This is a genomic window from Ruegeria sp. EL01, from assembly GCF_900313035.1.
Classification (GTDB): Bacteria; Pseudomonadota; Alphaproteobacteria; order Rhodobacterales; family Rhodobacteraceae; genus Ruegeria.
Genome location: NZ_OMPS01000004.1, coordinates 246,856 through 272,635 on the forward strand (window position 1 = coordinate 246,856; position 25,780 = coordinate 272,635).

Here is a 25,780-nt window from a genome sequence, read left to right on the forward strand (position 1 = left end):
CACATGCCAAATCTTAAGGATCTTAAAAACAGGATCGAGTCGGTCAAATCGACCCGCAAGATCACCAAGGCCATGCAGATGGTCGCGGCTGCAAAACTGCGCCGCGCCCAGGAATCTGCCGAAGCCTCGCGCCCCTATGCCGCACGGTTCAATGCCGTGATGGCGGGGCTGGCGGCGTCGGTCGGGGGCAGCGACAGCGCCCCTAAACTGCTCCGGGGTACGGGCAGCGATGATGTCCATCTGCTGGTTGTCATGACAGCCGAACGCGGTCTCTGCGGCGGCTTCAACTCGAACATCGCCAAGCTGGCGCGCGCCAAAGCCTATGAGCTGCAAGCCAAGGGCAAGACGGTCAAAATTCTGACCGTCGGCAAGAAAGGTCGCGACGCGATCAAACGCGAGTATGGCGATCTGTTCGTTGGGCATATCGACCTGAGCGAGGTCAAGCGTTTGGGATACACCAACGCGCAGGACATCGCCAAGGACATCCTGTCCCGCTTCGACGGGGGTGAGTTTGATGTTGCGACGATCTTCTATTCGAAGTTCGTCAACGTTGTGACCCAGATCCCGACGGCGCAGCAAATCATCCCGGCTTCGTTCGAAGAAACCGAGGGTGACGACAGCGGTGCCATCTTCGATTACGAGCCTAGCGAAGAGGCCATCCTGGCCGATCTGCTGCCCAAAGGGGTCGCCACGGCGATCTTCTCGGCTCTGCTTGAAAACGGGGCTTCGGAACAGGGTGCACGGATGTCCGCGATGGACAACGCAACACGCAACGCGGGTGAGATGATCGACAAGCTGACGATCCAGTTCAACCGTTCGCGTCAGGCCGTCATCACCAACGAGCTGATTGAAATCATTTCCGGCGCTGAGGCGCTGTAGAGACTAACCGGAGACGAAACATGGCGAATGCAAAAGGCAAAGTCACACAGATCATCGGGGCCGTCGTTGACGTGCACTTTGATGATGAGCTGCCTGAAATTCTGAACGCGCTGGACACCACCAACAACGGCAAGAAGCTGGTTTTGGAAGTTGCACAGCACTTGGGCGAAAACACCGTCCGCACGATTGCGATGGACGCGACCGAAGGTCTGGTTCGCGGCGAAGCTGTAACCGACACCGGCGCACCAATCGCGGTTCCAGTCGGAAACGCAACCCTGGGCCGTATTCTGAACGTTGTGGGCGAGCCCATTGACGAAAAAGGCCCCGTAGAAACTACTGAAACCCGTTCCATCCACCAGGATGCGCCGGATTTCGCGGATCAGGCTACTGAATCCGAAGTTCTCGTCACAGGCATCAAGGTTGTTGACCTGCTGGCCCCTTACGCCAAAGGCGGCAAGATCGGCCTGTTCGGCGGTGCCGGTGTTGGCAAAACCGTTCTGATCATGGAACTGATCAACAACATCGCCAAAGTGCACTCGGGCGTGTCCGTGTTCGCCGGTGTTGGTGAACGGACCCGTGAAGGCAACGACCTGTATCACGAGATGATCGAATCCGGCGTTATCGTCCCCGATAAACTGGAAGATTCGAAGATCGCACTGGTCTACGGTCAGATGAACGAGCCTCCGGGTGCGCGTATGCGGATCGCTCTGTCGGGCCTGACCCTGGCGGAACAATTCCGTGATTCCACCGGTGCCGACGTTCTGTTCTTTGTCGACAACATCTTCCGCTTTACGCAGGCCGGTTCCGAAGTGTCCGCCCTGTTGGGCCGTATTCCTTCGGCTGTGGGCTATCAGCCGACGCTGGCGACCGACATGGGCGCGATGCAGGAACGTATTACCTCGACCAAATCCGGCTCGATCACATCGGTTCAGGCCGTGTACGTGCCTGCGGATGACTTGACCGACCCTGCGCCGGCCACGTCGTTTGCGCACTTGGACGCGACCACGGTTCTGAACCGTGCGATCTCGGAAAAGGGTATTTACCCGGCTGTTGACCCGCTCGACTCGACTTCGCGTCTGCTTGATCCGGCGATTGTCGGTGAAGAGCACTATACCGTTGCGACCGAGGTTCAGCAGATCCTCCAGCGCTACAAGTCGCTGCAGGACATCATCGCGATCCTCGGCATGGACGAACTGTCGGAAGAAGACAAACTGACCGTGGCGCGCGCCCGTAAGATCGAACGCTTCCTGTCGCAGCCGTTCGACGTGGCCGAAGTTTTCACCGGTTCGCCCGGCGTACAGGTTGCTTTGGATGTGACCATCGCGTCGTTCAAAGCGGTTGTTGCTGGCGAATACGATCACCTGCCCGAGGGGGCCTTCCTGATGGTTGGCGGCATCGACGAAGTGATCGCCAAAGCGGAGAAGATGGCCGCAGAAGCCGCCTAAGGAGCACACCTGATGGCAAACACGATGCAATTCGATCTCGTCAGCCCCGAGCGGAGCCTTGCTTCGCTCGCGGTCACCGCGGTCCAGCTTCCCGGCGCGGACGGAGACATGACGGCGATGCCCGATCATGCCCCCACAATCACCACGCTGCGCCCCGGTCTGTTGAAGGTCGAGGCCCCCGAAGGGTCCAGCGAGTATCTGGTCACAGGCGGGTTTGCTCAGATCAACGGCGACAGCCTGTCGGTTTTGGCCGAAAAGGCGATCCCGGTGGCCGAAGTGACCCGGTCGCATCTGGACGATCTGATCGCCGAGGCGCGCACCTCGCATGATGCGGCTAAAGAGGGCCAAGATCAGTCCGTTGTTGACGATGCAGCCAAGCTGCTGGCCGATATGGAAGCTCTGGGAACACATATGAGCCTGTAAGGGTCTCTGTGCACTATGTTTTCTCTAGACGGCCCCGCGTTTGCGGGGCCGTTTTTTTGTCGTGCGTTCGCCATGAGGTCAGGGTAGGTTGCGAGAATTGAATGAAAATGATGCAAGCATGAAAACGTTTAAATCCCATCCCATTGGCATTGATCAGGGCGAAGAAGTGCTGTTTTCGGAATTCGCCGATGGCGGACAGATGTGGACAGGCGATGGCCCACGCGAACGCAGAACCGCAATTGCGTTCAGCCAACCGTTCCGTTCGGTTCCGGTCGTACAAATTGGCGTATCACTGTGGGACGTGGACACGTCCTCAGCTTTGCGCGCCGAGGTGCAGGCCGAAGAGATCACAGAGGAAGGATTCTATGCCGTATTCCGGACGTGGTCAGACACACGCATTGCCCGCATCCGAGTCGCCTGGACCGCAATCGGCGAAGTGGCACATGAAGATGACTGGAACATTTCTTAACCAGCATATCGTGCGTGACATGTGCCGCGTCGGATACCTGAGACAGCACAAGCTGTATGCGATTGGTGTTCGGGCAATTGGGGCCGGTGGATCAACGGGACATTCTGAAGATTGACCCAGCGCACGCATGGCCATGCAGCGAACGGATGGAAGTGTGCGACGACGACGCGAAATGGCTCTTCCACCGGTTTTGTAAATGCGCGACTAACCGGAACGCATACATCCGACAGGTAGGCAAGGTCGCTGTCTCGCGCATTCTCGGTAAAGCTGAACGTTAAGCTGCGAGGACTGTCGCCGCAGGCTGCTTAACCCAGGTGTGATCCCCTAGATTAGAATGTCCCGAGCGCAATGGACACGGACCTTTCGATTTGGCTGGTCGATCAGGCGGGTTTCAAGCGTGGATAGATGAGTGACACTTTGCTCTGCTTCGTCATAGAGCCTGTGCACCAGTGGCGTCAGCCCATTTTCGATCGCTGATGTAACGGCGTGCTTAGCTTGTCTTCCGGCCTTTGGATCGCCGCAGAAACAGTTGGCTGGCGACAGGTCACTTCTCGTGAGACCCCGTTGGGGTTGATCATGCAGCTTGATCAGGACGTGTTCCCGAAGGAATCGAAGCGCCTCTATAGGCTACGAAGCGGACACTGACGATAGAAACCCAAGGGTCCGCTTTGCAGACAATCATTGCCTGATGAAATTAGAATTTCATGGCATTGGCGGCGAGGCTCGAGATACCTTACCGCCCGACGCGGTTAGTCCATGTGATACATCGACTCGTAAATCGGGGTTAGGGTTTTGTCCTCGAACAAGGATGAAACGCTTGTGCCGTTCCAGATGTTCAGGATCGCTTGGGTAAAGATCGGGGCGGTTGGCACGATGCGGATGTTCTTCGCCTTGGCGACTTCTTTGGTTGGCTGGATCGTGTCTGTCAGCACCAGAGATTTCATGACGGAGTTTGTCACCCGTTCGACCGCAGGGCCGCTCATGACGCCGTGAGTGATGTAGGAATGAACTTCCTTGGCACCGTTATCCAAAAGAACCTGCGCTGCCTTGCACAACGTTCCGGCTGTGTCGCACATGTCGTCTACGATCAGGCAGATCTTGTCTTTGACATCACCGATCACAGTCATTTCGGCTATTTCACCAGCTTTTTCGCGGCGTTTGTCTACGATCGACAGCGGGGCGTTGATGCGTTTTGCCAATTCGCGTGCGCGCGCAACTCCGCCAACGTCAGGCGAGACGACCATGATCTCGTCCAGTTGATCCTTGAACTGGGTTTTTACATCCAGCGCAAAAATGGGCGAGGCGTAAAGGTTGTCCACGGGGATATCAAAGAAACCCTGGATCTGAGCTGCATGGAGGTCCATGGTCAGAACCCGCTCAATTCCAGCACCAGTCAACATGTTGGCAACCAGCTTGGCGCTGATCGGCGTACGGGCCTTGGTTCGGCGATCCTGACGGGCGTAACCGAAGTAAGGGATCACCGCGGTAATACGTGATGCCGACGATCGACGCAGCGCATCAGAGATGATCAGCAGCTCCATCAGGTTGTCATTTGCCGGGTTTGAGGTGGGCTGGATAATGAACATATCCTCACCGCGGACGTTCTCGAACACTTCGACGAAAATCTCTCCGTCGTTGAACCGTTCGACCCTCGCATCGACCAGACCTTGGTCAACACCACGATACAGGCTCATGCGGCGGGCAATGGTTTCGGCAAGCGGAAGATTTGCGTTCCCAGCGATAAGCTTGGGTTCGTTGAGTGTCGGCATCGGCTGAGGTCCCCGGGCAGCGTTGGCAATGTGACAGATTCGTGATGTTGACACCGCTTAGCATGGCCTTACCGTTCCGCAAAGGTAACCCAGCGGAGAAAGTGAACATGACCCAGATTGACTACTTTTTTGCGACACTGTCGCCCTATTCCTATCTGGCAGGTCTTCGTCTGGAAGAGATCGCGACCAAGCATGGCGCGTCGATCAACTACAAGCCGCTGGACATCATTGCCCTGTTTGGCAGGACCGGCGGGGTACTTCCCAAAGACAGGCACATCTCGCGTATCGAATACCGCACGCAAGAGATGATGCGTCAATCTCAGAAAATCGGGATGGATTTCAATCTTCAACCTGCTCACTGGCCAACAAATGCGGCGCCGTCGTCCTATGCCTTGATCGCGGCGATCAAGGATGGCTCTGGAGACGTTGGCAAACTGTGCCATTCGGTTCTGCGTGCCTGCTGGGCTGAAGAAAAAGACATCGCGCAAGATGAGGTGATCCGGGAATGCCTGTCGAACGCGGGGTTCAACCCGGACCTTGCTGATAGTGGCCTTCTAGTTGGCGCCGAAACCTATGCGGCCAATCTTGAAGAAGCGGTAGATCGCGGTGTCTTTGGTGCACCGTTCTACATCACGGAAGACGGCCAGAGGTTCTGGGGGCAGGATCGGCTAGAGGATCTGGATCGGCATCTCGCCGCTCTCACATAGGTCGGGCAGGGCCTCGCCCGGCGGTCGTCACAGAAGGCTCAGGAACCGATCGATCTGGTCGGTTCCAATGGACCAATCACAGACCAGGCGGCAAGCCAGCATCTCATCGTCATCGGCGCCGTCCAGGGTATCGCCCCACAGGTGATAGACTGCGCCTGCGTCGTGTAGACGCCTGTGCTGACGGCGCGGAAAGCGGGCGAAAATCATGTTCGCTTGCGGCTCATGTAAGAACTCTGCCCCAGTCGCACGTAGCCCTTCTGCCAGATGGGTGCAGTTGGCATTGGCCTGGCGCGCTGATTTCAGCCACAAATCATCGCGCAGATAGGCAGCCATTTGCGCCGACAAATAGCGATGTTTGGAGAACAGGTGCGCCCCACGCTTGCGGCGCAGTTCGAACTCCCACGCCTTGCTTTCGTCAAAGAAGACCACAGCCTCGACGCCCATCAATCCGTTTTTGGTGCCGCCAAAGCTGACGACATCGATACCGGCTTTCCATGTCATCTCGGCTGGCGAGCAATTCAGCGCGACCAGCGCATTGGTAAAACGGGCGCCATCCATATGAATGGGCAGGCTGTATTCCTTGGCAACATCGCATAAGTCCTGCAACTCAGACCGAGTGTAGACCGATCCGCGCTCGGTCACCTGGGTGATCGAGACAGGTCCGCGCTGTGGGCCGTGAACTCCGCGGTTTCCCTCGCCCAGAATGGATTGTCGCAGCGCGTCGGGTGTCATCTTGTCGCCACCCGGAACCAGCGTCAGCTTGGCACCTGTGAAGAACTCTGGTGCGTTGCATTCATCCTCGTGGATATGCGCCACGGGCGCACAGAATACGGTTTCCCACGGCTGGCACAGGGTCGATAGCGCCAAGGCATTTGCTGCCGTTCCCGTCGCAACCAGATAGACCGCCGCCCTGGGGGCCTCAAAGATACCGCGAATCTGATCGCGTACCTCGTTCATCTGGGTGTCGGCACCATAAGCCATCTGATAGCCGCGATTGGCCTCGGTTAGTGCAGTCAGCACTTCGGGATGAACGGGTCCGGAATTGTCAGAGGCAAATTGCATCAGTTTGGCTCCTCGATAATGTAGTCTTCCCATTCTTCCATGGGCGTTTCGAATTCTGATACGGTACGCCCCTGCACGGATACCCCTGCTGCGTGGACGCTGTCGGGCGTATCAGACAGCAACGGGTGCCAGTCGAGAAGCGGTTTGCCCTCCCACAACAAGCGGTAGGCGCAGGTCTGCGGCAACCAATAGGCGTGGCTGTCGATATTGTCGGGCTTCAAGACAATACACTCGGGCACGAATTGGTGTCGGATATCGTATTGTGTGCAGCGGCAGGTTTCATCGTCCAGCAGGCGGCAGGCGACACAGGTCAGAGCAACTTCGCCCGAATCTTCGTCTTCCAGTTTGTTCAGACAACACTTGCCGCACCCATCGCACAACGCCTCCCATTCCTGGGGGTTCATCTTGCGCAGAGACTTGCGTTCCCAAAACCGGGGTGAAAGGCCCGCGCGATTGATCGGGTCCGTGGTCATGGGTTGACCAGAATCCCGCGGGCCCGGGTGCAATCTGCATCCATCTGTGCGATCAGATTCTCGAGGCTGTCAAATGTCATCTCCGGACGCAGGTAGTCGACCAGCCCGACCGATAGCGTCGCACCATACAGATCGCCCGAGAAGTCAAACAGGAAGGTTTCGATATTCGGCACTTCGCCCTGAAACATCGGCCGTGTTCCAACCGAGGCCGCACCGCGATAGCTGCCCTGATGCGGGCCGTCCAGCACATCGACCAGAACCGCGTAGACCCCGAACTTCGGCGGATGCAATCCCTGGATCGACATATTGGCGGTGGGAAAGCCCAGTTCGCGTCCCCGTTGTTCTCCGCCTACGACCTCGCCCTCGATCCGGTGCCAGTGGCCCAGCATTGCAGCAGCGTCGCGCGGGCGACCCTCGGTCAGCGCGGTCCGGATCGCGGTTGAGGACACCACATTGTCGGATCGTTCCATCAGCGGCGCAATGGTGACGCCGAACCCCATTTCCCGACCGAAGTGCGCCATATCCTGCGCGGTCCCGCTGCGGCCCTTGCCAAAGCAGAAATCAGCACCAACCACCACATGCGACAGGCCCAGCCCGTCACGGATCACCATTCCGGCAAATTCCTCGGGTGTCAGCCCGGCCAGAGCCGCGTTGAATGGCAGCTCATACAGTTTGCGTACCCCCAGTTTCTGCAGCCGATGCGCACGCGCGTTGCCACGCATCAAACGAAACGGAGGGCTACCGGGTGCAAAATGCTCGCGCGGGTGTGGTTCGAACGTCATCACGCCCAGCGGCGCATCCGGCGCTGCGCTGCGTGCAAGGTCGATGACGGATTGATGCCCGATATGAACACCGTCAAAATTCCCGATCGCGACACTGGCGCCACGGTCCTCAGGCTTAACAAACTGGAAGTCCCGGATGATCTGCATGAAGATTGCCTAACGGGACTACCCGGCAGGTTCAAGCCGCAGATCAGGCCACGCGGAATTCAAGTTGCCGACAAGTCAGTCAAACTTGCGGCTTGGGGCCAGTACCATGGCTTCGCCTACCAGCACTTTCTTCCCGTCAACGGAACAATGGCAATCCAGCTTGACGCGCCGTTTGGCGACATCCATGTCGATTACCTTGACCTCAGCATAGACCATGTCACCAGGGCGCACGGGGGCAAGGAACTTCAGCGATTGGCCCATGTAGACCGTGCCATGGCCGGGCAGTTGTTCTCCGATCACGGCCGAGATCAGACCCGCCGTAAGCATGCCATGGGCGATGCGCCCCTCAAAGATTGTATCGCGGGCGTAATCATCATCCAGATGCACCGGGTTCCGGTCAGTGGAGATCTGCGCGAACATCTCGATATCTTCATCCGTCACCACTTTGCGCAGATGCCGGGTCATGCCCATCTCGATGTCTTCGATACAAATCGTTCCGCGTGGAAGATTATCCAACATGTTGCCCTCACTCGATGTCGACCGTGAAAGAAAAAACCATCATTAGGTCAAGGTTGGCAACTTTATTACTTCGCAACTGCAGAAAATCAAGTGAAAAATAACTACCTCAGACGGCCGATTGTAAAGGTGGGATTGATCTTTTCTTTTTGAATATAGGTGGTTAGGGATTCTGCATGCGGGTGGTGCGACGTTTTTGTTTCCGCCGCAGCCAGACCACCCGAAATAAAGAGGGTATCGATTCCCTCTCCCATGCCGCCCATGATGTCTGTGTGGGGGCCGTCTCCGATGGCCAGAATGTCCCCGTCAGAGACGTCCGTGCCGAGTTCTTGCAACCTGCGGCGGGCCAGATCGTAGATCGGCGGGTGCGGCTTTCCGAAATAAAGACTTTCGCCGCCCATTTCGGTGTAAAGCCGTGCCAGTGCTCCGGCACACCATTCGCGAACCTCGCCCCGGTCAACCACGATGTCTGGGTTGGCGCATAGCAGCTTCAGGCCCATCTGCTTGGCATACAGGAAATCGGGGCGGTTCACGTCAGGATCCGCCATCGGATCAAACGGCCCGCAACACGCGATGCCTTCCGCCTGATCCAGCGGAACACGTTCGATGTGGATAGGGTGATGCAGCAATTTCAGAGGTTCAAAAAAACCTGCATCGCGTTCCCATTCCCCCATGAAAAACACTTTTTCGCCGACAGCGCCGCGAAACATGGCGGATCGGGCCGAGTCTCCGCTGGTTGCGATCGTGTCATAGGCGTCAGACGGAACGTTGAAATGCGAGAGTTGATCGGCAACCCCGGCGCGGGGTTTAGGCGAGTTGGTGACCAACACTACAAACCCGCCTGCTTTCCGGTATTGCTGCAAGGCGGCAACGGCCTCGGGGTAGGCGGTGATCCCGTTGTGCACGCAACCCCATAGGTCCACGAACAGTGCCTTGTAGCGATCAGAGATTTCAGACAGCGAAGTAATGATCTGGGTCATAGTAGCGGGTCCGGGGTAAAATGAATCCCACGATGTATGCCGCAACCGCTATGGATTGGCCATTGAAAAGGCATGAGGTCAATTGCGAAAGCTTTCCAATGTTCCACCCGTTCGCTTGCGGACAGTCCGGCGTAATGCGGTTGCGTCTGAATATCCCACCCGTGCTGCAATTTCTTCGTGGTTGAGGGTCCCGGATCGTGCCCACCGGATCGCCTCGGTCACGCGAATTGTTTGCATGAAAGCGGATGGGGTTAGGGCGGTTGCTTGCGATAGCCAACGCGAAAAAGTCCGGGGGGCCAGGCCTGCGGCGTCTGCAAGTTCGGCAAGGCTGATCTGGCGCCCCAGGTTGTGTCGCACGTAGAGTTCGGCCTTTTGCAGGGCGGGATGCCCCGCCACCAGCGTTGCGACGGACATATAGGGCAGTTGGCTGGGACGGTTGTCCGCCATCAGGAAACGGCGGCAATCTTCGGCAATAGCAAGGCCGGCAAACCACTCGATAAGGGATAGCATCAGATCGATATGAGAGAAGGCCGCGCCCGCTGTCACCAGATTACCGTCGCGCACGACCAGGTCGCCCGACTGTAAATGCGCCTTTGGAAACAGGGAATGCAACAAGGGCGCCAGCCACCAGGTTGTCGTGACATTGCGCCGGTCCAGCAAACCGGCTGCACCCAAAGCAAAGCAGCCCGAGCAAGCCCCTGCAATGAGTGTGTCTGGTTTGGACAGGCTTTGAAGCGCCTCGACCAACTCTGCAAAGCTGTGCTGTTGCATGGCGTCACGCAACTCGTGCTCTGTTGCAAGGCCGAGCCCCGGTAGGATAACGAGATCAGGGCTTTCCATGCGCAAAAGACATTCTTCCGGTGTCAGGGACGTGGCATGGAATCGTATGTTGCTTCCATGTAACCCGGCCACGCGATTGGCTGTGACCAGCATCTCGCTTGTGATGAACAGGCTGGACAATTGGCACGGTGTGGGGTGCAGGATTACGGTTCGAACGGTTTGCATTTGTCCATATTGGTTCTAATAATGTCAAAATTGACACTGACCATCTGAGCCAACTTTGTCCAGACTTCCCAGAAAAGGAGAGTGCTGATGACGTTAGAAGGTGGATGTTTCTGTGGTGCCGTGCGGTACAAGGCCGAGGGTGAGCCGGTTTTTAAAGGGCAATGCCATTGCCGTTCGTGTCAGCATATTTCAGGTGGTGCGCCGAACCTGTTCATGCTGATACCTTGCGATGGGTTCCGGTACACAGCCGGAACACCCAAGCAGTTCCGGCGCTCGGATCGCGCCGCGCCCGTGACGCGCGAATTCTGCGCGGACTGCGGAACACATATCACGACCCATCGACCGGGATTAGATCCGATAATCCTTAAGGTCGGAACCCTGGATGACCCTTCGATCTTTCGGGGGGCTAAGGCTGCACTGTTCGTGGCGGAAAAGCAGAGCTTTCACTGTATCCCCGAAGGCATACCAAGTTTTGACGGCCTGCCGCCGATGTAAGAAAGGCGCCCAACTGAGCGCCTTTTTCCAATTCAAAGGAAGTTTAGACCTTCAAGTTTGGGATGATCTGCTTTTTGCGGCTCATCACACCGGGCAGAACTACGCTGTCGCCTTCAACAGATGCGCCAAAGCTTTTTTCCGCGACGCCTTTGACCAGATCATTAGGTACCAGCAGGGTGGCCTCTTCGTTCAGAATGTCGACGACGAACAGCAGAACCTGATCAACGCCGTCTTCTCTCGAGACATCCACCATCGATGCAGCGAGGCTGGCTTTGCGGTCCAGGACAACGCCCGGCGCAGTGGTTTCCAGAACCGAGACACGGAACTTTGTGCCGTCGACCTCGTACTCCTTGCTGTCCATGCGGATCAATTCGGCATCCGAGAAGGATGAGACATCCGACTTCGCCGCGAACATCTCTGCGGCATAGGCGGAAACATCCAGATCCAGATCTGCCGCCAGTTTCTCGGCCACGGCGCGATCATGCGCGGTGGTCGTGGGCGAGCGGAATTCCAGGGTGTCCGACAGAATGCAGGTCAGTGCCGCGCCTTTGATAGCATCGGGTATCTTGGCGACGTCATCGCCGATCAAGTCGATCATGATCGTCGCGGTACAGGCCAGCGGGCGTACGGTGATGTCGATTGGGCCTTTGGTTTCCAACCCGCCGACCAGTTTGTGGTGGTCGATGATCGCTTGGATATCCGCGCTGTTGATACTGGCGGGCAGCTCAGCGGGGTTGTTGGTGTCGACGATGACAACCGGCGCGCCTTCGGCCACATCTCCGATAATCCGCGGTTTAGGCAGGTTCCAACGGTCCAGCATAAACGCGGCTTCGGTGTTGGGCTCTCCCAACAACACGGCTTCGGCGTTTTCGCCTTTGACTTCGTTCAGATACCAGGCCCACAGAATGGGCGACCCGGTCGAGTCCGTATCGGGGGATTTGTGGCCAAAAACTTGGATTGTCATGTCAACGTCCTGAGGATGGGAATTTTGCGCGCCTTATAGGATGCTAAGGCCATGTTGTCACCCGGCAGCTGTTGCGCTGCGACGGATCGTCTGAAAACCCTGAAGGTCGCTTAGAATGGCGCGCGGGTCAGAGAATAGCCTGCCTGTTGTAACTGGTTTAGCAAGCCATAGGTGTCACTCAGGTGACCAGCGCCAACGGCGATGACGACGGTCTGATCTTCGATCTCCAGTATGTGTCTCATCCAGTTGGCATTTCGCTGGATCAGAAGCTGCTGTTCAAAACGATCCCATTCTGCGTTGAACTCTTCAGGGCTGAGGCCGGAAAGTTCCAACCCCTGCAATCGGGCCAATTGAATTATCTCTGCATGGCTTTCTTCAATGTATGCGTTGGCCATGGTGGTCACTTCGTCGGCACTGCCTTGCATGGCCCCAGAAAAACGCACCAGCGATTGGATTTGTTCTTCCAATGGATGGCTGTTGAAGATGGCCATTAGATCCTCGACCTGTTCCAGCGAATGTTGCGGGATATCATGCGCCACTGCGAAATCCGTCAGGCGCGCATCCATGCCGTATTTGGCATCCGGATCCTGCATCAGGCAGGGCGGAATGCCCAACATCATGCTTAAAAACCAAGGCCGCATCTTAGCGGCCATCCAGCTTGGGATGCCGCGTTCCGCCAATGCTCCGGATAGCACAGCCCAATCTTCCTCGGCCATCAGATCGATAAGGGTTGGCCCCGACGTGATCATCACCGGGCTCAAGTCCTTTGCCAGACCTTGTTCAAACGCGCTCATCTCGTCTTGCGTGACCTCAAAATAAAATGCGTCGGCCTGACTTAGTACCGGTGTCAAACGCTCTACGACAGGTTCCATGCGCGCATCAAAGGTATGCATCGTCCCAATCAGGTGTAGTACCGTATCGCCCTTGGTCGCGATCCAGTGGTTGCCTTCAGGGAATGGGACGTCGGCCAAGGCCTTTTGCAGTTCCGACCGAGTCTCAGGCGTCATACCCGGCCTCAGGTCGCGCCCCTCACACGCTGCGTGAACGGTAATGGGCAGCAAGAGGAAGGTCAGAAGGGTCAGCAAGCGCATTGATTGGTCCCATGATGTTGGCGTCCTCGCTCATGACATATCTGTGCGATTGGATCATGTTCAACCCATCTGCCCTGCGATGGCTGGCATTCGGGAAGAAATTGCCTAGCATGGCGCCATGAACCGCGAGCAGGATCTTTATCCCCCCATCAAGGCGCTGTTGCAGCGTCAGGGTTATGACGTCAAAGGCGAGGTTGGTGCGGCGGACATTGTGGCTGTGCGCGAAGGTGCCGAGCCGATCATAGTCGAGCTCAAGCTAAAGTTCTCTTTGGCGCTGTTTCATCAGGCGATCACGCGGCTGAAACTGAGTGATCAGGTTTATATCGCAGTGTGCAAGCCAAAGGGCCGCAGTGCCCGGCGGATGCTGAAGGACAATCTCGCGATGTGTCGCCGGTTGGGGCTTGGCCTGATCACGGTTCGAGCGGACGGAGAAATCGAGGTGCAGTGCGACCCGGGTCCTTACGCGCCACGTAAGGACAAGAAAAAGACTGCGCGTTTATTGCGGGAATTCGACCGCCTTGAGGGTGATCCGAACGCAGGGGGTGCGACGCGGCACGGTATCGTCACAGCCTACCGTCAGGATGCGTTGAAATGTGCCAGCCATCTTGCTGAATGTGGCGCCAGCAAGGGCTCGGAGGTGGCAAGCGCCACCGGAGTGGCCGAGGCCACGCGCCTGATGCGCGACAATCACTATGGTTGGTTCTATAAAGTCGACAAGGGCGTTTATGATCTTTCCGCAGCTGGATCCGAGGGTCTGACGCACTGGGCCTATAGCTGGGAGCAGGTGGATTGATCACCTTCTCAGCGCGGTCAAATCCGATTCTTCCAAAAAATCCTGCACATCTTGTTGACTCACTGGTTTTTACTCCCTAGCTATGCGTCGTTATCACTCAAGCAATTCGAGTGCTAACGCCTCGTCAGTCGACGAGGGGAGGATAAACAAACTTTGAGCCCAAGGAGCTGCAAAGATGGCATTGAAACCGCTTCATGACCGTGTGCTGGTGCGCCGCACCGAAAGCGACGAAAAAACCGCTGGTGGTCTGATCATTCCCGATAGCGCAAAAGAAAAGCCCAGCGAAGGCGAAGTCGTCGCAACAGGCGAAGGCGCGCGCAAGGACAGCGGCGAGCTGATCGCCATGGCCGTAAAAGCTGGCGACAAGATCCTGTTCGGCAAATGGTCGGGCACCGAGGTCCAGGTCAACGGCGAAGAGCTGCTGATGATGAAAGAAAGCGACATCATGGGGATCATCGAGTAAGCCTAACGGCTTTCTCTGATCATCATTACAAAACTATTTCTCAAGGAGAAACGATATGGCTGCTAAGGACGTCAAGTTCGACACCGATGCCCGCAACCGCATGCTGTCAGGTGTGAACATCCTGGCTGATGCTGTCAAAGTGACCCTGGGGCCCAAAGGCCGCAACGTGGTTCTGGACAAATCCTTTGGCGCACCGCGCATCACCAAAGACGGTGTTTCGGTTGCCAAGGAAATCGAGCTGGAAGACAAGTTCGAAAACATGGGCGCGCAGATGGTGAAAGAAGTCGCCAGCCGCACCAATGACGAAGCCGGCGACGGCACCACCACAGCAACCGTTCTGGCCCAGTCTATCGTCAAAGAAGGCCTGAAGCAGGTTGCAGCAGGCCTGAACCCAATGGACCTGAAGCGCGGCATCGACCTGGCAACCTCCAAGGTTGTTGAAGGCATCAAAGCTGCTTCGCGCGAAGTCAAAGACTCGGCAGAAGTTGCTCAGGTGGGCACCATCTCGTCCAACGGCGAAGCCGAAATCGGTCAGCAGATCGCAGACGCGATGCAAAAGGTTGGCAACGAAGGGGTCATCACCGTCGAAGAAAACAAAGGCCTGGAAACTCAGACCGATGTTGTCGAAGGTATGCAGTTCGACCGTGGCTACCTGTCGCCTTACTTCGTCACCAACGCGGACAAGATGATTGCAGATCTCGACGACTGCATGATCCTGCTGCACGAAAAGAAACTGTCTTCGCTGCAGCCGATGGTTCCGCTGCTGGAACAAGTGATCCAGTCGCAAAAGCCGCTGCTGATCATTGCCGAGGATGTTGAAGGCGAAGCGCTGGCAACTCTGGTTGTCAACAAACTGCGCGGCGGCCTGAAAATTGCAGCTGTCAAAGCACCTGGCTTCGGCGATCGCCGCAAGGCCATGCTGCAGGACATCGCAATCCTGACCGGTGGTCAGGTCATCAGCGAAGATCTGGGCATGAAGCTTGAGTCCGTGACCATGGACATGCTGGGTACTGCCAAGAAAATCGAGATCACCAAAGACGAAACCACTATCGTTGATGGTGCTGGCGAGAAGGCCGAGATCGAAGCACGTGTTGCTCAGATCCGCACTCAGATCGAAGAAACCACCAGCGACTACGACCGCGAGAAGCTGCAAGAGCGCGTTGCCAAACTGGCAGGCGGTGTTGCTGTTATCCGCGTCGGCGGCATGACTGAAGTTGAAGTGAAAGAGCGTAAAGACCGTGTTGACGATGCTCTGAACGCAACGCGTGCTGCTGTTCAGGAAGGCGTTGTCGTTGGCGGTGGTGTTTCGCTGGTTCAGGCCGGTAAAGCACTGGATACTCTGAAAGGCGCAAACGCTGATCAGGACGCTGGTATTAACATCGTTCGCAAAGCCATCGAAGCGCCTCTGCGTCAGATTGCTGAAAATGCGGGCGTCGACGGTGCGGTTGTTGCTGGCAAGGTTCGCGAATCTTCCGAAGCGGCCTTTGGCTTCAACGCTCAAACCGAAGAATATGGCGACATGTTCTCGTTCGGTGTCATCGATCCGGCCAAAGTTGTTCGTACAGCTCTAGAAGATGCGGCATCGGTTGCTGGCCTGCTGGTCACAACTGAGGCGATGGTTGCAGATAAGCCTGCCAAAGAAGGCGCACCTGCCGGTGGCGGTATGCCCGACATGGGCGGCATGGGCGGCATGATGTAAGACGTCGAATTCGCCTAGGCGAATTGAGTTAGCTCCTATCGCGCTTGGCCTTTTGGCCAAGCTGCTGACCGGGTAAGCGTCACATGCTATTGAACGGGGTCGCCACAGGGCGGCCCCGTTTCTTTTTTGATCATCCCGATTCCGGAAGCGAAGGACTGCGTCTGAAAACGGAAGTTCTGGACGCAGATCAAAACGCGCGTGGGAAAGTGAGTATCAATGTCGCCCGCAAGCAGCTATGTGGTTGATATGAGATTGTTTCTGCTGATAGCCCTGACAATGTGCGCCTTCGCGTCGAATTCGATCCTGAACCGCCTCGCCATAGATAGCGGTGCCAGTGACCCTGCTGGTTTTGCCGTTTTTCGGGTTCTTGCAGGGGCTCTGGTTCTCGCTGGTTTGGTGAAATTGCGTGGTGGTCGCTTACCGCTGAGCAACCGCAGACGGATCGTCGGTGCTGGGTCTCTGTCGCTCTATATGATCGGGTTTTCGGTGGCCTATCTGACGCTCGACGCAGGGCTGGGTGCTTTGATCCTGTTCGGAGTGGTGCAGATCACCATGTTTGCTGCCACAGCTCTGATCGGAACTACACCAACGTTCAAGCAATTTGCCGGAGCCGGAGTGGCGCTGGGCGGGTTGGCCTGGGTTTTGTGGCCATCCGGCGCGATCCAGGTGGATCTGGTCGGGGCGGTCTTGATGACCGTAGCGGGCATCGGCTGGGCCATCTACTCGCTTGCCGGAAGATCCGAGCCGGATGCGTTGGAAGGGACGGCGGCAAACTTTGTTGTGGCGCTGCCCGTAACGGCCTTGGCTTTGCTGGCCCTTGGCGGGACTTGGCACATGAGCGCTGTCGGATACCTGTTGGCCGCGCTATCAGGTGGTGTGACCTCAGGGCTGGGCTATGCGCTTTGGTACCGCGTGCTGCCACAGCTTGTGCCGTCGACGGCGGCTGTTGTGCAACTCAGCGTTCCGGTTATTGCCATTGTCGCGGGTGTCGTTCTTCTTGGTGAAACAGCCGGACCACGTTTGGTCGTGGGGGCAATGCTTGTCCTTGGCGGTATAGCGTTGGCAGTCGTGCGACCCCGACGTGGCTAGGTCTTTCCTTGCCGAAGGATAAGCTCTATCTGGCGGATATGAGATTCCTGTTCGCCTTCCTCTTTTGCCTTTTTCCTGCCGTGGTCAGCGCGAATTGCGTGATCCTGCTACATGGTCTTGCACGGACCGAAGCCTCTTTTTCTGTCATGGAGCAACTGTTCAAGGCCCATGGTTACACCGTGGTTCGCCCAGGTTACCCGTCGACTGATATGGGCATCCCCGATTTGGCAAACCAAACTTTACCCGAGGCGTTTGCAGCATGTAGTGAAGATACCGCAAATGTCGTGTCTCACTCTATGGGCGGAATCTTGCTGCGTTACTGGTTGCAGGACAATCAACCAGAGAACTTGGGTCGTACCGTTATGTTGGGCCCGCCAAATCAGGGCAGTCAATTGGTTGACGAACTCAGCGCCTGGGAAGTGTTTGGCTATCTGAACGGGCCTGCAGGCCTGCAACTGGGAACAGGACCCGAAGGCATACCCCGGCAACTGCCGCCAGTTGATTTTGAACTGGGCGTGATTGCGGGGCGGAACTCGTTGAACCCGGTGTTTTCGTCGCTGATTGATGGTCCGGATGACGGCAAAGTTTCGATCGAAACCACCAAGGTCGAAGGGATGGCCGACCACATCATTCTGCCTGTGACCCATACCTTCATGATGAATAATCCACGTGTCATGGCACAAGCGCTGCATTTCATCGAGTTCGGGCAGTTTGACCCGCAAATCACCTGGCTTGACGGGGTGATGGATGTAATTGACGAACTCTGCATCGGGGAGGATTGCTCGGAACCAGCCTCGGAGCCCACGCAATGACGGCACTGGAGCTGACATTGTCAGGCGCGGATGTCTTGCTGCCAGATGCTGGGTTGTCGCGCGCCAATCTGACAATCGTTGATGGGCAGGTGCAACAGGACCGTGCGGGCCGGCAAGTGGATCTGTCTGGATACACGGTCTTGCCAGGTATCGTAGATCTGCACGGCGACGGGTTCGAGCGCCACATCGCGCCGCGCCGGGGTGCAATGAAGCAGATGGATGAAGGCGTCCTTTCAGTTGAGGCTGAGTTGGCTGCAAATGGCATCACCACCGCTGTTCTGGCGCAATTTTACAGCTGGGAAGGCGGCGTGCGCGGCCCTGAATTTGCCTCCCAGGTCTTTGCGGCGATTGCCGCGGTGCAAGGCAGCGTGGTGACAGACCTGATCCCACAGCTACGCTTTGAGACCCACATGCTGGACGATTATGCCGGGTTGCCAGAGCGGATCGCGAAATGGCAGGTGCCCTATGTGGTGTTCAACAATCACTTGCCGCACGACCGACTGGCGCAAGGCCGAACGCCGCCACGTCTGACCGGACAGGCCCTGAAGGCCGGGCGTAGCCCGGAAACCCATCTTGAGATGTTGCAGACCATGCACGCGCGCAGGGATGAAGTTCCGGCTGCGCTAGAGGCGCTTTGTTCCGACCTCACTGAACTCGGCGTGCGGTTGGGCAGTCACGACGATGCAACGGCAGAAAAACGGGCCTGGTGGCGCACGCACGGTGTGTCCATTGCAGAGTTCCCCGAAACGCTTGACGCCGCCGAAGCCGCGCGCGCGGCCGGGGATCACATCATTCTGGGGTCTCCAAACGTGGTGCGGGGCGGCTCGCACAAAGGCAATGCCAGTGCCTTGGACCTGATCGCGATGGGCCTGTGTGATGCGTTGGCGTCGGATTACCACTATCCCAGTCCGCGTCGTGCTGCGCTGATGTTGGCAAAAAGTGGTTTGCTGGACTTGGCGGGTGCCTGGGCGCTGGTGTCGTCCGGCCCGGCCGAGGTTCTGGGGCTGAGGGATCGCGGAACATTGACACCCGGAAAACGTGCGGACCTCGTTATCTTGAACACCGAAAACCACCGGGTCGCCGCCACTGTCGCCGGTGGGCGCGTCAGCTATATGTCCGGAGACATCGCCGCCCGGTTCATCACCTAGCGCCGGGCCAGCTCTTCATCTTTTCTCAAATACTCCTGCCGGAGGCTTCGCGCGGCTGCGCGATCAACCCTGACGTATGATCCGGTTGAAGTGGCCCATCTTACGGCCCGCCTTAACCTCGACCTTGCCGTAGAGATGCAACGCAACATCGCGTTCCCGCGCCAGATCCGGCACGCGGTCCATATCATGCCCGATCAGGTTCTCCATCACCACGTCAGAATGTCGCTGCCCATCACCCAGCGGCCATCCTGCCACGGCGCGGATGTGTTGTTCAAACTGATCGACGGTACAGCCGTTCTGTGTCCAGTGACCCGAATTATGCACACGTGGCGCAATCTCATTCACGATCAATCCCTGGGGTGTCACAAACAGTTCGACGCCCATGACGCCCACATAATCCAGGGCATTCAGGATATTGGCCGCCAACAGGACCGCGTCGGTGCGCTGCGCCGGTGGAAGCCGGGCAGGGACGGCAGTCGTGTGCAGGATACCATCCCGATGCACATTCTCGCCCGGATCAAAACAGGCGACCTGACCGTCCAGACCCCGTGCCGCGATGATCGAAACCTCGCGCGTGAACTCGACAAACCCCTCCAGAATGGCTGGTGCGCCTGCCATCTCGGACAATGCCGTCTCAGCGTCTTCTGCTTTACGAAGCCGTGCTTGCCCTTTGCCGTCGTAACCAAAGCGGCGGGTTTTCAGGATTGCGGGCGCTCCGATCCCGTCAATCGCGGCGCGCAGGCTGTTCAGATCGGTGACGTCGGCAAAAGGCGCGGTGTTCAAACCCAACCCATGCAAGAAGGCCTTTTCGGTCAACCTGTCCTGACTGACCCGCAGCGCTTCGCGCCCCGGACGGATCGGGCGGTGCGCTTCCAGCAAATCCAGCGCGGCGGTCGGAATATTCTCGAACTCGTAGGTGATGACATCTACCGACTCGGCAAAGGTCTTCAGTGCTTTTGCATCGTCATAGGACGCCGTAGTAACTCGATCAGCCACCTGACCAGCGGGTGGATTTGCGCCCGGCTCATAGATGTGGCTGACAAATCCCAGCCGTGCAGCCGCGACCGACAGCATGCGACCCAGCTGACCGCCACCCAGAATTCCGATCGTCGAGCCAGGGGCGAGCATATCTGTCATCATCACGTCTCCAACCGTTTGCCAATTGCTGTCAGGGCACCGAGCAATGCCTCGTGGGCCTTGCCCAAACGCAGTGCCTCAGTCATTTGCAGGCTTAGCGTTCCGTCCGTTGCCAACGCGTCGCGTTCTTCTGCCAGTTGCCCCGCTTTGCCTTTTTCCATTGCGGTAAGAAAGCCCGAGAACAACTGAGTCGTAAAAAACTCAGCCCCATGGACGTCTCCGGTTTCTTCGGCCAGCCAATTTGCACCTGTTGTCATCAGATCCAAGAAGCCAGGCACCATGGCGCAGATGGCAAAATGCGCGTTCAGCGCGGCCTCATCTGCAACTTTGATCACCGGGTTTTCCGGCTCAAACAATCCGGCCAGCAGCCGATCGTTTCCGAACGCGGCCAGAGGGCATCCACCAGACTGCAAAAAACCCAGAGGAATCGTTTGAACGAAGTCTGAGGCAGGTGCACAAAGTGTTGCCAACTCATTGGCTGAAATTGCCGCCATGACCGATATGATTTGTTGATCCGTACGAAATGTCAGCGGGGTCAGAATCTCGGTTGCCATGTGCGGTCGCAGACATAGGAAGACCATGTCACAGGCGTCGACGACGGACTGAGGCGCCGCGACGGTGGCCCCTATTTCTGCCTTCAGCTGAGCAGAAACCTGTGAATTGCGTTCCGTGACTGAAATCTGGTGCCCTTTGGCCGCCAAAAACCGTGCAATCGGGGTGGCAATATGCCCGGTGCCAATAAAGCCGATCCGGCTCATCCTTCCGGCTCTTCCGCAATCGAGGCCGACAGGGCAGCGCGCCAGGCGTCTAAACGCCGGGCTAGAGCATCATCTTGCAAAGCCAGAATACCAACCGCCATCAGCCCGGCATTGGCACCACCTGCCGCGCCGATCGCCATTGTAGCAACCGGAAAACCCTTGGGCATCTGCACGATGGAATAGAGTGAATCGACACCTGATAGCGCACGTGTCTGTACTGGCACGCCGATCACGGGTATCCGAGTTTTTGAGGCCATCATTCCGGGCAAATGCGCCGCGCCGCCTGCGCCTGCGATGATCACGTTTATCCCGCGTTCGGCCGCGGTTTTACCATAGTCCCACAGGCGATCAGGGGTGCGGTGGGCCGAAACGATGCGTTTTTCATAAGCGACGCCCAGTTCATCCAGAATATCTGCAGCTTCTTTCATGGTGGGCCAGTCCGACTGGCTACCCATGATGATCCCCACTTTGATCTCACCCATCCGCTCATGTCTCCGGCTTTTCAAAGAGCGCGAACTATAGCCAAATCGGTCTTGGTGGCAATGCGTTACCGTCAGCCTGCTACGCTTCAGGCAATGATATCAGGTGTCAGGCGATCTTCGATCAGGCGGATCAGGTCTTTCAGCTTCAATTTCTGCTTTTTCAGCCGTTTGATGGTCAACTGGTCCGAGGTGCCGGTGGCCTGCAACGCTTCGATCGCTTCGTCCAGATCGCGGTGCTGGCGGCGGAAGACCTCCAACTCAACGCGCAGTACTTCATCTGTTTTCATCGAAAGGTCGGTAGGCGCGTTCATGGGCGACTCGATTTGGTAAGTGGTGCGTTCCACACAAGATAGTGTGCTAAGTTGAATCCGACCAGACCTTGTGGACATCCTGGTTTCTTCCCATATTCTATTATGCGCGGTTGCCGAAATTGGGGCCGTTCAAAACGTCGCTTTGACAATAAAGGACGAGAAAACGTGTCAAAACTTACTCTTGGCTCATACCCGCATCTTTTGGGGTTCGAGCAGTTGGAACGCCTTTTGGAACGCTCGGCCAAAGCCGGGAACGAAGGCTATCCGCCCTACAACATTGAACAGACCTCGGACTTTTCGTACCGCATTACCCTGGCCGTGGCCGGTTTTGCAGAACAGGACCTGTCGATCACCATCGAGGACCGCCAATTGGTGATCCGCGGCCGCCAACGCGACGATAGCGAGGGGCGTATATTCCTGCATCGCGGGATCGCCGCACGCCAGTTCCAGCGCATGTTCGTGCTGGCCGATGGGGTCGAGGTGGGCGAGGCAATCATGGAAAACGGTCTGCTGCATGTCGACCTGACCCGTGCCGTGCCCGAAACCGTGGTGCAAACAATCAACATAACGAAGGGGTAAGAGCCATGAATACACCGATTGAGATCAACACCGAAGGCGACCGGATTGTTTATGTGAAAGCTGTGGATGTGGCCGAATTGCCGCGTGACCTGCGTGAACAGGCGGGCGATCTGGATCATCTATACGCTGTGCACGACTCGGACGGACAGCAACTGGCCCTTGTGGCGGACCGTAAGCTGGCCTTTGTCTTGGCGCGGCAGCATGATCTTTCGCCCGTGGCCGTTCACTGACGCGGCCCTAATGCCGATGAAATGAATATATAAGTTCCGAAAGAAGGCGCATGAACTGGTTGGAATTTGATTGGGTAGATGCGTTCAGCGATCATGCTTTCGGGGGCAATGGATGCGCTGTTGTCCATGGCGGTGCGGCGCTGCCCGAGGATGTTTGTACCGCCTATGTCCGCGAAACCTCGTTGGTGGAATGTACCTTCACAGGCCCGTCGGACATCGCCGACTTTCGGGTTCGGTACTTCCTTGCCAGCCGCGAAATCCCGTTTGCAGGCCATCCCACTATTGCCACCGTGGCGGCCATGCGGTCTCGGGGGCTGTTTTCTGGCGGTAGTCTGACGCTGGAAACCGGGGCTGGGCTTGTTTCAATACAGCTAAGCGGCGATGAGATCGAGATGACACAGGTTGCGCCAGAGTTTGGCGTGCATGTCTCTGCTGACCTTGTTGCCTCTGCAATCGGGCTGAGCGAGGATGCGATCATTTCCCCACCACAGATGGTGTCCACCGGGCTGCCGTTCTGCGTCACTGTCCTGCGAGATCATGAGGCGCTGCGAGCAGCGTGTTTGTCTGAGGGGCCTCTGCGTGAAGTTGCTGCCGCTGCGGGGTATTCAGGCTCGGATATGGCCGAACCCTTTCTGGTGACACTTCACGGCGCGACGGCTGCAGGTGACACGTTCTCGCGTCTATTGCTGGCACCACCCAGTCCGCCAGAGGACCCTTTTACCGGATCTGCGACGGGCGCCATGGCCGCCTATCTGTGGAAATATGGTCTGATGGGCAAGGATACATTCATCGCTGAACAAGGCCACGATATGGGCCGCCCCGGTCAAGCCACGGTAACCCGGGTTGGCCCGCCCGAGACGATGACAGGAATAAAAGTCGCCGGTCGCGGCCATATCCTGATGCGCGGGCAAGTCAGTTTGCCTGATCACTTGTGATGACACAGCCAGCTATTGCTATTTTGTCTTATGGCGTGAGTTTTTGTTCGAGAAGATCAAATCCCATTCGCTGATCACCTCTGCCAAGCGGGACCTTGTAGAGCATGAGTTGCGCCAATCGGTCATCCACTAGCGAGGGCGAAACCGGCGCGGATGTTGAGATCACAGCGCGCGAATGACCGCCTTAGAAAGTGCTCAGACGCAGGCGGCGAACTATCATGAATTTGGAAGACGCGCGGTGGAACTCAGCGATCTGAGATTTCAGCCTAGCGTGCGGCGGCCAACCGAGCCTCGGTGCAAGCAATTGCAATGACTAAACGAACTGTGCGTGTTGGCCGGATTTTGCATGGGTGATTTCTGAATATATCGTTTCTGCGCGTTTCGTGATAACATCGTTTCACGGTCTTTCCGGTATTTTGCGGGTTGGGCGTCATTTTTGAGAACTAGATTTTGTCAATTTTGCGCCCGTCTAGGGCCGTTTGAATATTAACGAGTATTATTTTAGGAGCACTTTGATGAGCGTTTCGTCATCCAGGCATGGCATTACCAGCCTTCCCAGATCCAAGAACTATAAAGGGCCATTCGGAAGGCTATTTCGTAAACTTCCGCCGTGGCGTTCCCCGCATGGCGACGACGCCACGGCCATCGCTGCATTGCGCGACTTTGCAACCAACGCGATGAGCGAAACGGTTGGGCAAGACAACCTGGACAATGCAAATCTGCCTGCGGGTTACACCTATTTTGGTCAGTTCGTGGACCACGACATTACGTTTGACCCGACCTCGTCCCTGATGCGTCAAAGCGACCCAGAGAAGCTTGAAAACTTCCGTACGCCGCGCCTTGATCTGGATTGTCTGTACGGTGAAGGGCCCGCAGACGAACCGTTCATGTACGACAAGAATCGTGGCGGGGCGTTCTTGCTTGGGACAACTGAACAAGATTGGACAGGTGAGAAGGACATCGCGGGTTCGAAAGAACCGGACTTGCTGCGCAACCGGCAGGGGCGCGCCATTATTGGCGATATGCGAAACGATGAGAATGTGATCGTTTCCCAGTTTCAGCTGGCTATGTTGCGGCTGCACAACCGCGTCATGCAGAAGCTTGCAACCGGTGATCCTGATGATGACACGACCGAGTTCGGTTTTGATGGCGACAGGTTCCAGGAAGCGCAGCGCAAAGTGCGTTGGTTCTATCAATACGTTGTGTGGAATGATTTCATCAAACGCCTTGTCAGCGATGCTATCTGGACCAGGGTTCTCGATAAGTCAGACAACCACAAATTCAACGGCACGGTGTATGATTGGAACTATCAGCCGTTTATGCCGGTTGAGTTTTCTGTGGCGGCCTATCGTTTTGGCCATTCATTGATCCGACCGGGGTACCAAATCAACGTCAACAATGATGCGGAAACCGGGCTTGGTTTTGGAATAGAGCTGCCGATCTTCCACCCCAATGGTCCTGAAGACAACGCAGGCAACATCCGCCACGATCTGCGCGGTTTCCGCTCGTTCCCGCATCGCCATACGGTGCAGTGGGATTGGTTCTTCGACATCGACTCGGGCGGGCCCTTCCCGCAGCCTGCCAGACGGATTGATACAAAGTTGTCGTCTGCGGTCTTTGCGTTGGATGAGGGCCCGGCACCCAAGCCCAACATGCTGGCCTTCCTGAACCTGTTACGCTCAATGCGCCTGGAATTGCCAAAGGGCTCAGATGTTGCGCAACGGATGGGTTTGACACCGCATGCGATCAACGATCCGCATGAGGATATCCTGTGGCACTACATCCTAAAAGAAAGCCAAATTCTTCCGGCAAACAACTCGGGTCGCATGCTCGGGGCAGTCGGCGGCACCATCGTTGCCGAGGTGTTCGGAGGGCTGCTGGATGGCGATCCGATGTCCTTTGTGCGCAACATGCCGAACTGGAAACCGGATGACGATGCCGATTTGATGTCACTGTTGGACAATCCGGCACCCGTGAACGGCGGGGACTGGGAGGTTGGCGATCTGTTGCGGGCTTCTGGCGCGCCAATTGACGCCAACGATGTTGCGAACACAATCGCAAACGGTCGAAACTAAAAATATAGAGGGCAGTGCTTTGTTCAAGCACTGCCCATTGGTCTTTCTCATGGCATGGGATT

The 25,780-nt window shown here is 56.9% G+C and carries 29 protein-coding genes; 16 read left to right on the forward strand and 13 right to left on the reverse strand.

Going from position 1 to position 25,780, the window contains the following annotated elements; translation table 11 throughout:
- Window positions 1–3: 3 nt before the first annotated feature.
- The 4 genes from D9K61_RS04265 (at window position 4) to D9K61_RS04280 (ending at window position 3,216) form a co-directional block, all read left to right on the forward strand.
- Window positions 4–879 carry a F0F1 ATP synthase subunit gamma gene (locus tag D9K61_RS04265; protein ID WP_120632002.1) on the forward strand — a complete coding sequence of 292 codons (876 nt, stop codon included), beginning with the start codon at window positions 4–6 and terminating at the stop codon, window positions 877–879.
- 20 nt (window positions 880–899) lie between these two features.
- Window positions 900–2,324 carry a F0F1 ATP synthase subunit beta gene (gene atpD / locus D9K61_RS04270; protein WP_120632003.1) on the forward strand — a complete coding sequence of 475 codons (1,425 nt, stop codon included), beginning with the start codon at window positions 900–902 and terminating at the stop codon, window positions 2,322–2,324.
- A 12-nt stretch (window positions 2,325–2,336) separates the two neighbouring features.
- Window positions 2,337–2,747, forward strand: a complete 411-nt coding sequence (locus tag D9K61_RS04275) for a F0F1 ATP synthase subunit epsilon (RefSeq protein WP_120632004.1) — start codon at window positions 2,337–2,339, stop codon at window positions 2,745–2,747.
- Window positions 2,748–2,865: 118 nt separating this feature from the next.
- A complete protein-coding gene (locus D9K61_RS04280; RefSeq protein WP_120632005.1) occupies window positions 2,866–3,216 on the forward strand; it encodes an H-type lectin domain-containing protein in 351 nt (116 codons plus the stop codon).
- A gap of 749 nt (window positions 3,217–3,965) precedes the next feature.
- Here the strand turns inward: D9K61_RS04280 and D9K61_RS04285 are convergent.
- Window positions 3,966–4,985: a ribose-phosphate pyrophosphokinase gene (locus D9K61_RS04285; protein WP_120632006.1), complete on the reverse strand. Its 1,020-nt coding sequence runs from the start codon at window positions 4,983–4,985 to the stop codon at window positions 3,966–3,968.
- A 107-nt stretch (window positions 4,986–5,092) separates the two neighbouring features.
- Here D9K61_RS04285 and D9K61_RS04290 point away from each other — a divergent pair, with 107 nt between their 5' ends.
- Window positions 5,093–5,692, forward strand: coding sequence for a 2-hydroxychromene-2-carboxylate isomerase (locus tag D9K61_RS04290; protein WP_120632104.1), 600 nt, complete (start codon window positions 5,093–5,095; stop codon window positions 5,690–5,692).
- 27 nt (window positions 5,693–5,719) lie between these two features.
- Here the strand turns inward: D9K61_RS04290 and D9K61_RS04295 are convergent, their stop codons facing one another.
- The 6 genes from D9K61_RS04295 to D9K61_RS04320 all read right to left on the reverse strand — a co-directional run bounded on the left by D9K61_RS04295 (window position 5,720) and on the right by D9K61_RS04320 (window position 10,657).
- Window positions 5,720–6,754, reverse strand: a complete 1,035-nt coding sequence (locus tag D9K61_RS04295; protein WP_120632007.1) for a low specificity L-threonine aldolase — start codon at window positions 6,752–6,754, stop codon at window positions 5,720–5,722.
- Entirely contained in the window at window positions 6,754–7,227 is a 474-nt protein-coding gene (locus D9K61_RS04300; RefSeq protein ID WP_120632008.1) for a YcgN family cysteine cluster protein, read from the reverse strand. The genes D9K61_RS04295 and D9K61_RS04300 overlap by 1 nt, the downstream gene beginning before the upstream one ends.
- Window positions 7,224–8,156: a bifunctional riboflavin kinase/FAD synthetase gene (locus D9K61_RS04305; RefSeq protein WP_120632009.1), complete on the reverse strand. Its 933-nt coding sequence runs from the start codon at window positions 8,154–8,156 to the stop codon at window positions 7,224–7,226. The genes D9K61_RS04300 and D9K61_RS04305 overlap by 4 nt, the downstream gene beginning before the upstream one ends.
- Window positions 8,157–8,231: 75 nt before the next feature.
- A complete protein-coding gene (locus D9K61_RS04310; RefSeq protein WP_120632010.1) occupies window positions 8,232–8,675 on the reverse strand; it encodes a MaoC family dehydratase in 444 nt (147 codons plus the stop codon).
- Between the two features lie 101 nt (window positions 8,676–8,776).
- Window positions 8,777–9,652 (reverse strand): HAD family hydrolase, encoded by an 876-nt coding sequence (locus D9K61_RS04315; protein WP_120632011.1) that lies wholly within the window; start codon window positions 9,650–9,652, stop codon window positions 8,777–8,779.
- Window positions 9,653–9,730: 78 nt separating this feature from the next.
- Window positions 9,731–10,657: a GlxA family transcriptional regulator gene (locus D9K61_RS04320; protein ID WP_120632012.1), complete on the reverse strand. Its 927-nt coding sequence runs from the start codon at window positions 10,655–10,657 to the stop codon at window positions 9,731–9,733.
- Window positions 10,658–10,744: 87 nt separating this feature from the next.
- Here D9K61_RS04320 and D9K61_RS04325 point away from each other — a divergent pair, with 87 nt between their 5' ends.
- On the forward strand, window positions 10,745–11,152 hold the full coding sequence (locus D9K61_RS04325; RefSeq protein WP_120632013.1) for a GFA family protein: 408 nt from the start codon (window positions 10,745–10,747) through the stop codon (window positions 11,150–11,152).
- A 43-nt stretch (window positions 11,153–11,195) separates the two neighbouring features.
- Here D9K61_RS04325 and D9K61_RS04330 read toward each other — a convergent pair whose 3' ends face one another.
- A complete protein-coding gene (locus D9K61_RS04330; protein ID WP_120632014.1) occupies window positions 11,196–12,116 on the reverse strand; it encodes a manganese-dependent inorganic pyrophosphatase in 921 nt (306 codons plus the stop codon).
- Between the two features lie 110 nt (window positions 12,117–12,226).
- Window positions 12,227–13,207 carry a TraB/GumN family protein gene (locus tag D9K61_RS04335; protein ID WP_120632015.1) on the reverse strand — a complete coding sequence of 327 codons (981 nt, stop codon included), beginning with the start codon at window positions 13,205–13,207 and terminating at the stop codon, window positions 12,227–12,229.
- Window positions 13,208–13,325: 118 nt separating this feature from the next.
- On the opposite strand from D9K61_RS04335, the gene D9K61_RS04340 reads away from it, so the two are divergent.
- From D9K61_RS04340 to D9K61_RS04365, 6 genes are all read left to right on the forward strand, one after another.
- Entirely contained in the window at window positions 13,326–14,000 is a 675-nt protein-coding gene (locus D9K61_RS04340) for a DUF2161 domain-containing phosphodiesterase (protein WP_120632016.1), read from the forward strand.
- Window positions 14,001–14,175: 175 nt separating this feature from the next.
- Window positions 14,176–14,463 carry a co-chaperone GroES gene (locus D9K61_RS04345; RefSeq protein ID WP_120632017.1) on the forward strand — a complete coding sequence of 96 codons (288 nt, stop codon included), beginning with the start codon at window positions 14,176–14,178 and terminating at the stop codon, window positions 14,461–14,463.
- Between the two features lie 55 nt (window positions 14,464–14,518).
- On the forward strand, window positions 14,519–16,162 hold the full coding sequence (groL, locus tag D9K61_RS04350; protein ID WP_120632018.1) for a chaperonin GroEL: 1,644 nt from the start codon (window positions 14,519–14,521) through the stop codon (window positions 16,160–16,162).
- Window positions 16,163–16,408: 246 nt separating this feature from the next.
- Window positions 16,409–17,251, forward strand: coding sequence for a DMT family transporter (locus D9K61_RS04355; RefSeq protein WP_120632019.1), 843 nt, complete (start codon window positions 16,409–16,411; stop codon window positions 17,249–17,251).
- A gap of 38 nt (window positions 17,252–17,289) precedes the next feature.
- The gene (locus D9K61_RS04360; RefSeq protein ID WP_120632020.1) at window positions 17,290–18,063 is read left to right on the forward strand and encodes an alpha/beta hydrolase; all 774 of its coding nucleotides are present in this window, start codon (window positions 17,290–17,292) and stop codon (window positions 18,061–18,063) included.
- Complete coding sequence (locus D9K61_RS04365; RefSeq protein ID WP_120632021.1) at window positions 18,060–19,211, forward strand: alpha-D-ribose 1-methylphosphonate 5-triphosphate diphosphatase; 1,152 nt, start codon at window positions 18,060–18,062, stop codon at window positions 19,209–19,211. Before D9K61_RS04360 ends, D9K61_RS04365 begins: the two co-directional genes overlap by 4 nt.
- A gap of 63 nt (window positions 19,212–19,274) precedes the next feature.
- Here D9K61_RS04365 and D9K61_RS04370 read toward each other — a convergent pair whose 3' ends face one another.
- The 4 genes from D9K61_RS04370 to D9K61_RS04385 all read right to left on the reverse strand — a co-directional run bounded on the left by D9K61_RS04370 (window position 19,275) and on the right by D9K61_RS04385 (window position 21,899).
- Entirely contained in the window at window positions 19,275–20,348 is a 1,074-nt protein-coding gene (locus tag D9K61_RS04370; RefSeq protein ID WP_120632105.1) for a 5-(carboxyamino)imidazole ribonucleotide synthase, read from the reverse strand.
- 2 nt (window positions 20,349–20,350) lie between these two features.
- Complete coding sequence (locus D9K61_RS04375) at window positions 20,351–21,106, reverse strand: NAD(P)-binding domain-containing protein (RefSeq protein WP_120632022.1); 756 nt, start codon at window positions 21,104–21,106, stop codon at window positions 20,351–20,353.
- Window positions 21,103–21,588: a 5-(carboxyamino)imidazole ribonucleotide mutase gene (purE, locus tag D9K61_RS04380; protein ID WP_120632023.1), complete on the reverse strand. Its 486-nt coding sequence runs from the start codon at window positions 21,586–21,588 to the stop codon at window positions 21,103–21,105. The genes D9K61_RS04375 and purE overlap by 4 nt, the downstream gene beginning before the upstream one ends.
- Before the next feature lie 86 nt (window positions 21,589–21,674).
- Window positions 21,675–21,899 (reverse strand): YdcH family protein, encoded by a 225-nt coding sequence (locus tag D9K61_RS04385; RefSeq protein WP_120632106.1) that lies wholly within the window; start codon window positions 21,897–21,899, stop codon window positions 21,675–21,677.
- Window positions 21,900–22,064: 165 nt separating this feature from the next.
- On the opposite strand from D9K61_RS04385, the gene D9K61_RS04390 reads away from it, so the two are divergent.
- The 4 genes from D9K61_RS04390 (at window position 22,065) to D9K61_RS04405 (ending at window position 25,718) form a co-directional block, all read left to right on the forward strand.
- A complete protein-coding gene (locus D9K61_RS04390; RefSeq protein ID WP_120632107.1) occupies window positions 22,065–22,478 on the forward strand; it encodes an Hsp20 family protein in 414 nt (137 codons plus the stop codon).
- A 5-nt stretch (window positions 22,479–22,483) separates the two neighbouring features.
- A complete protein-coding gene (locus tag D9K61_RS04395) occupies window positions 22,484–22,708 on the forward strand; it encodes a DUF1150 family protein (RefSeq protein WP_120632024.1) in 225 nt (74 codons plus the stop codon).
- Window positions 22,709–22,758: 50 nt separating this feature from the next.
- Entirely contained in the window at window positions 22,759–23,643 is an 885-nt protein-coding gene (locus D9K61_RS04400; protein WP_120632025.1) for a PhzF family phenazine biosynthesis protein, read from the forward strand.
- 515 nt (window positions 23,644–24,158) lie between these two features.
- Window positions 24,159–25,718 carry a heme peroxidase family protein gene (locus D9K61_RS04405; RefSeq protein WP_120632026.1) on the forward strand — a complete coding sequence of 520 codons (1,560 nt, stop codon included), beginning with the start codon at window positions 24,159–24,161 and terminating at the stop codon, window positions 25,716–25,718.
- Window positions 25,719–25,780 lie beyond the last annotated feature (62 nt).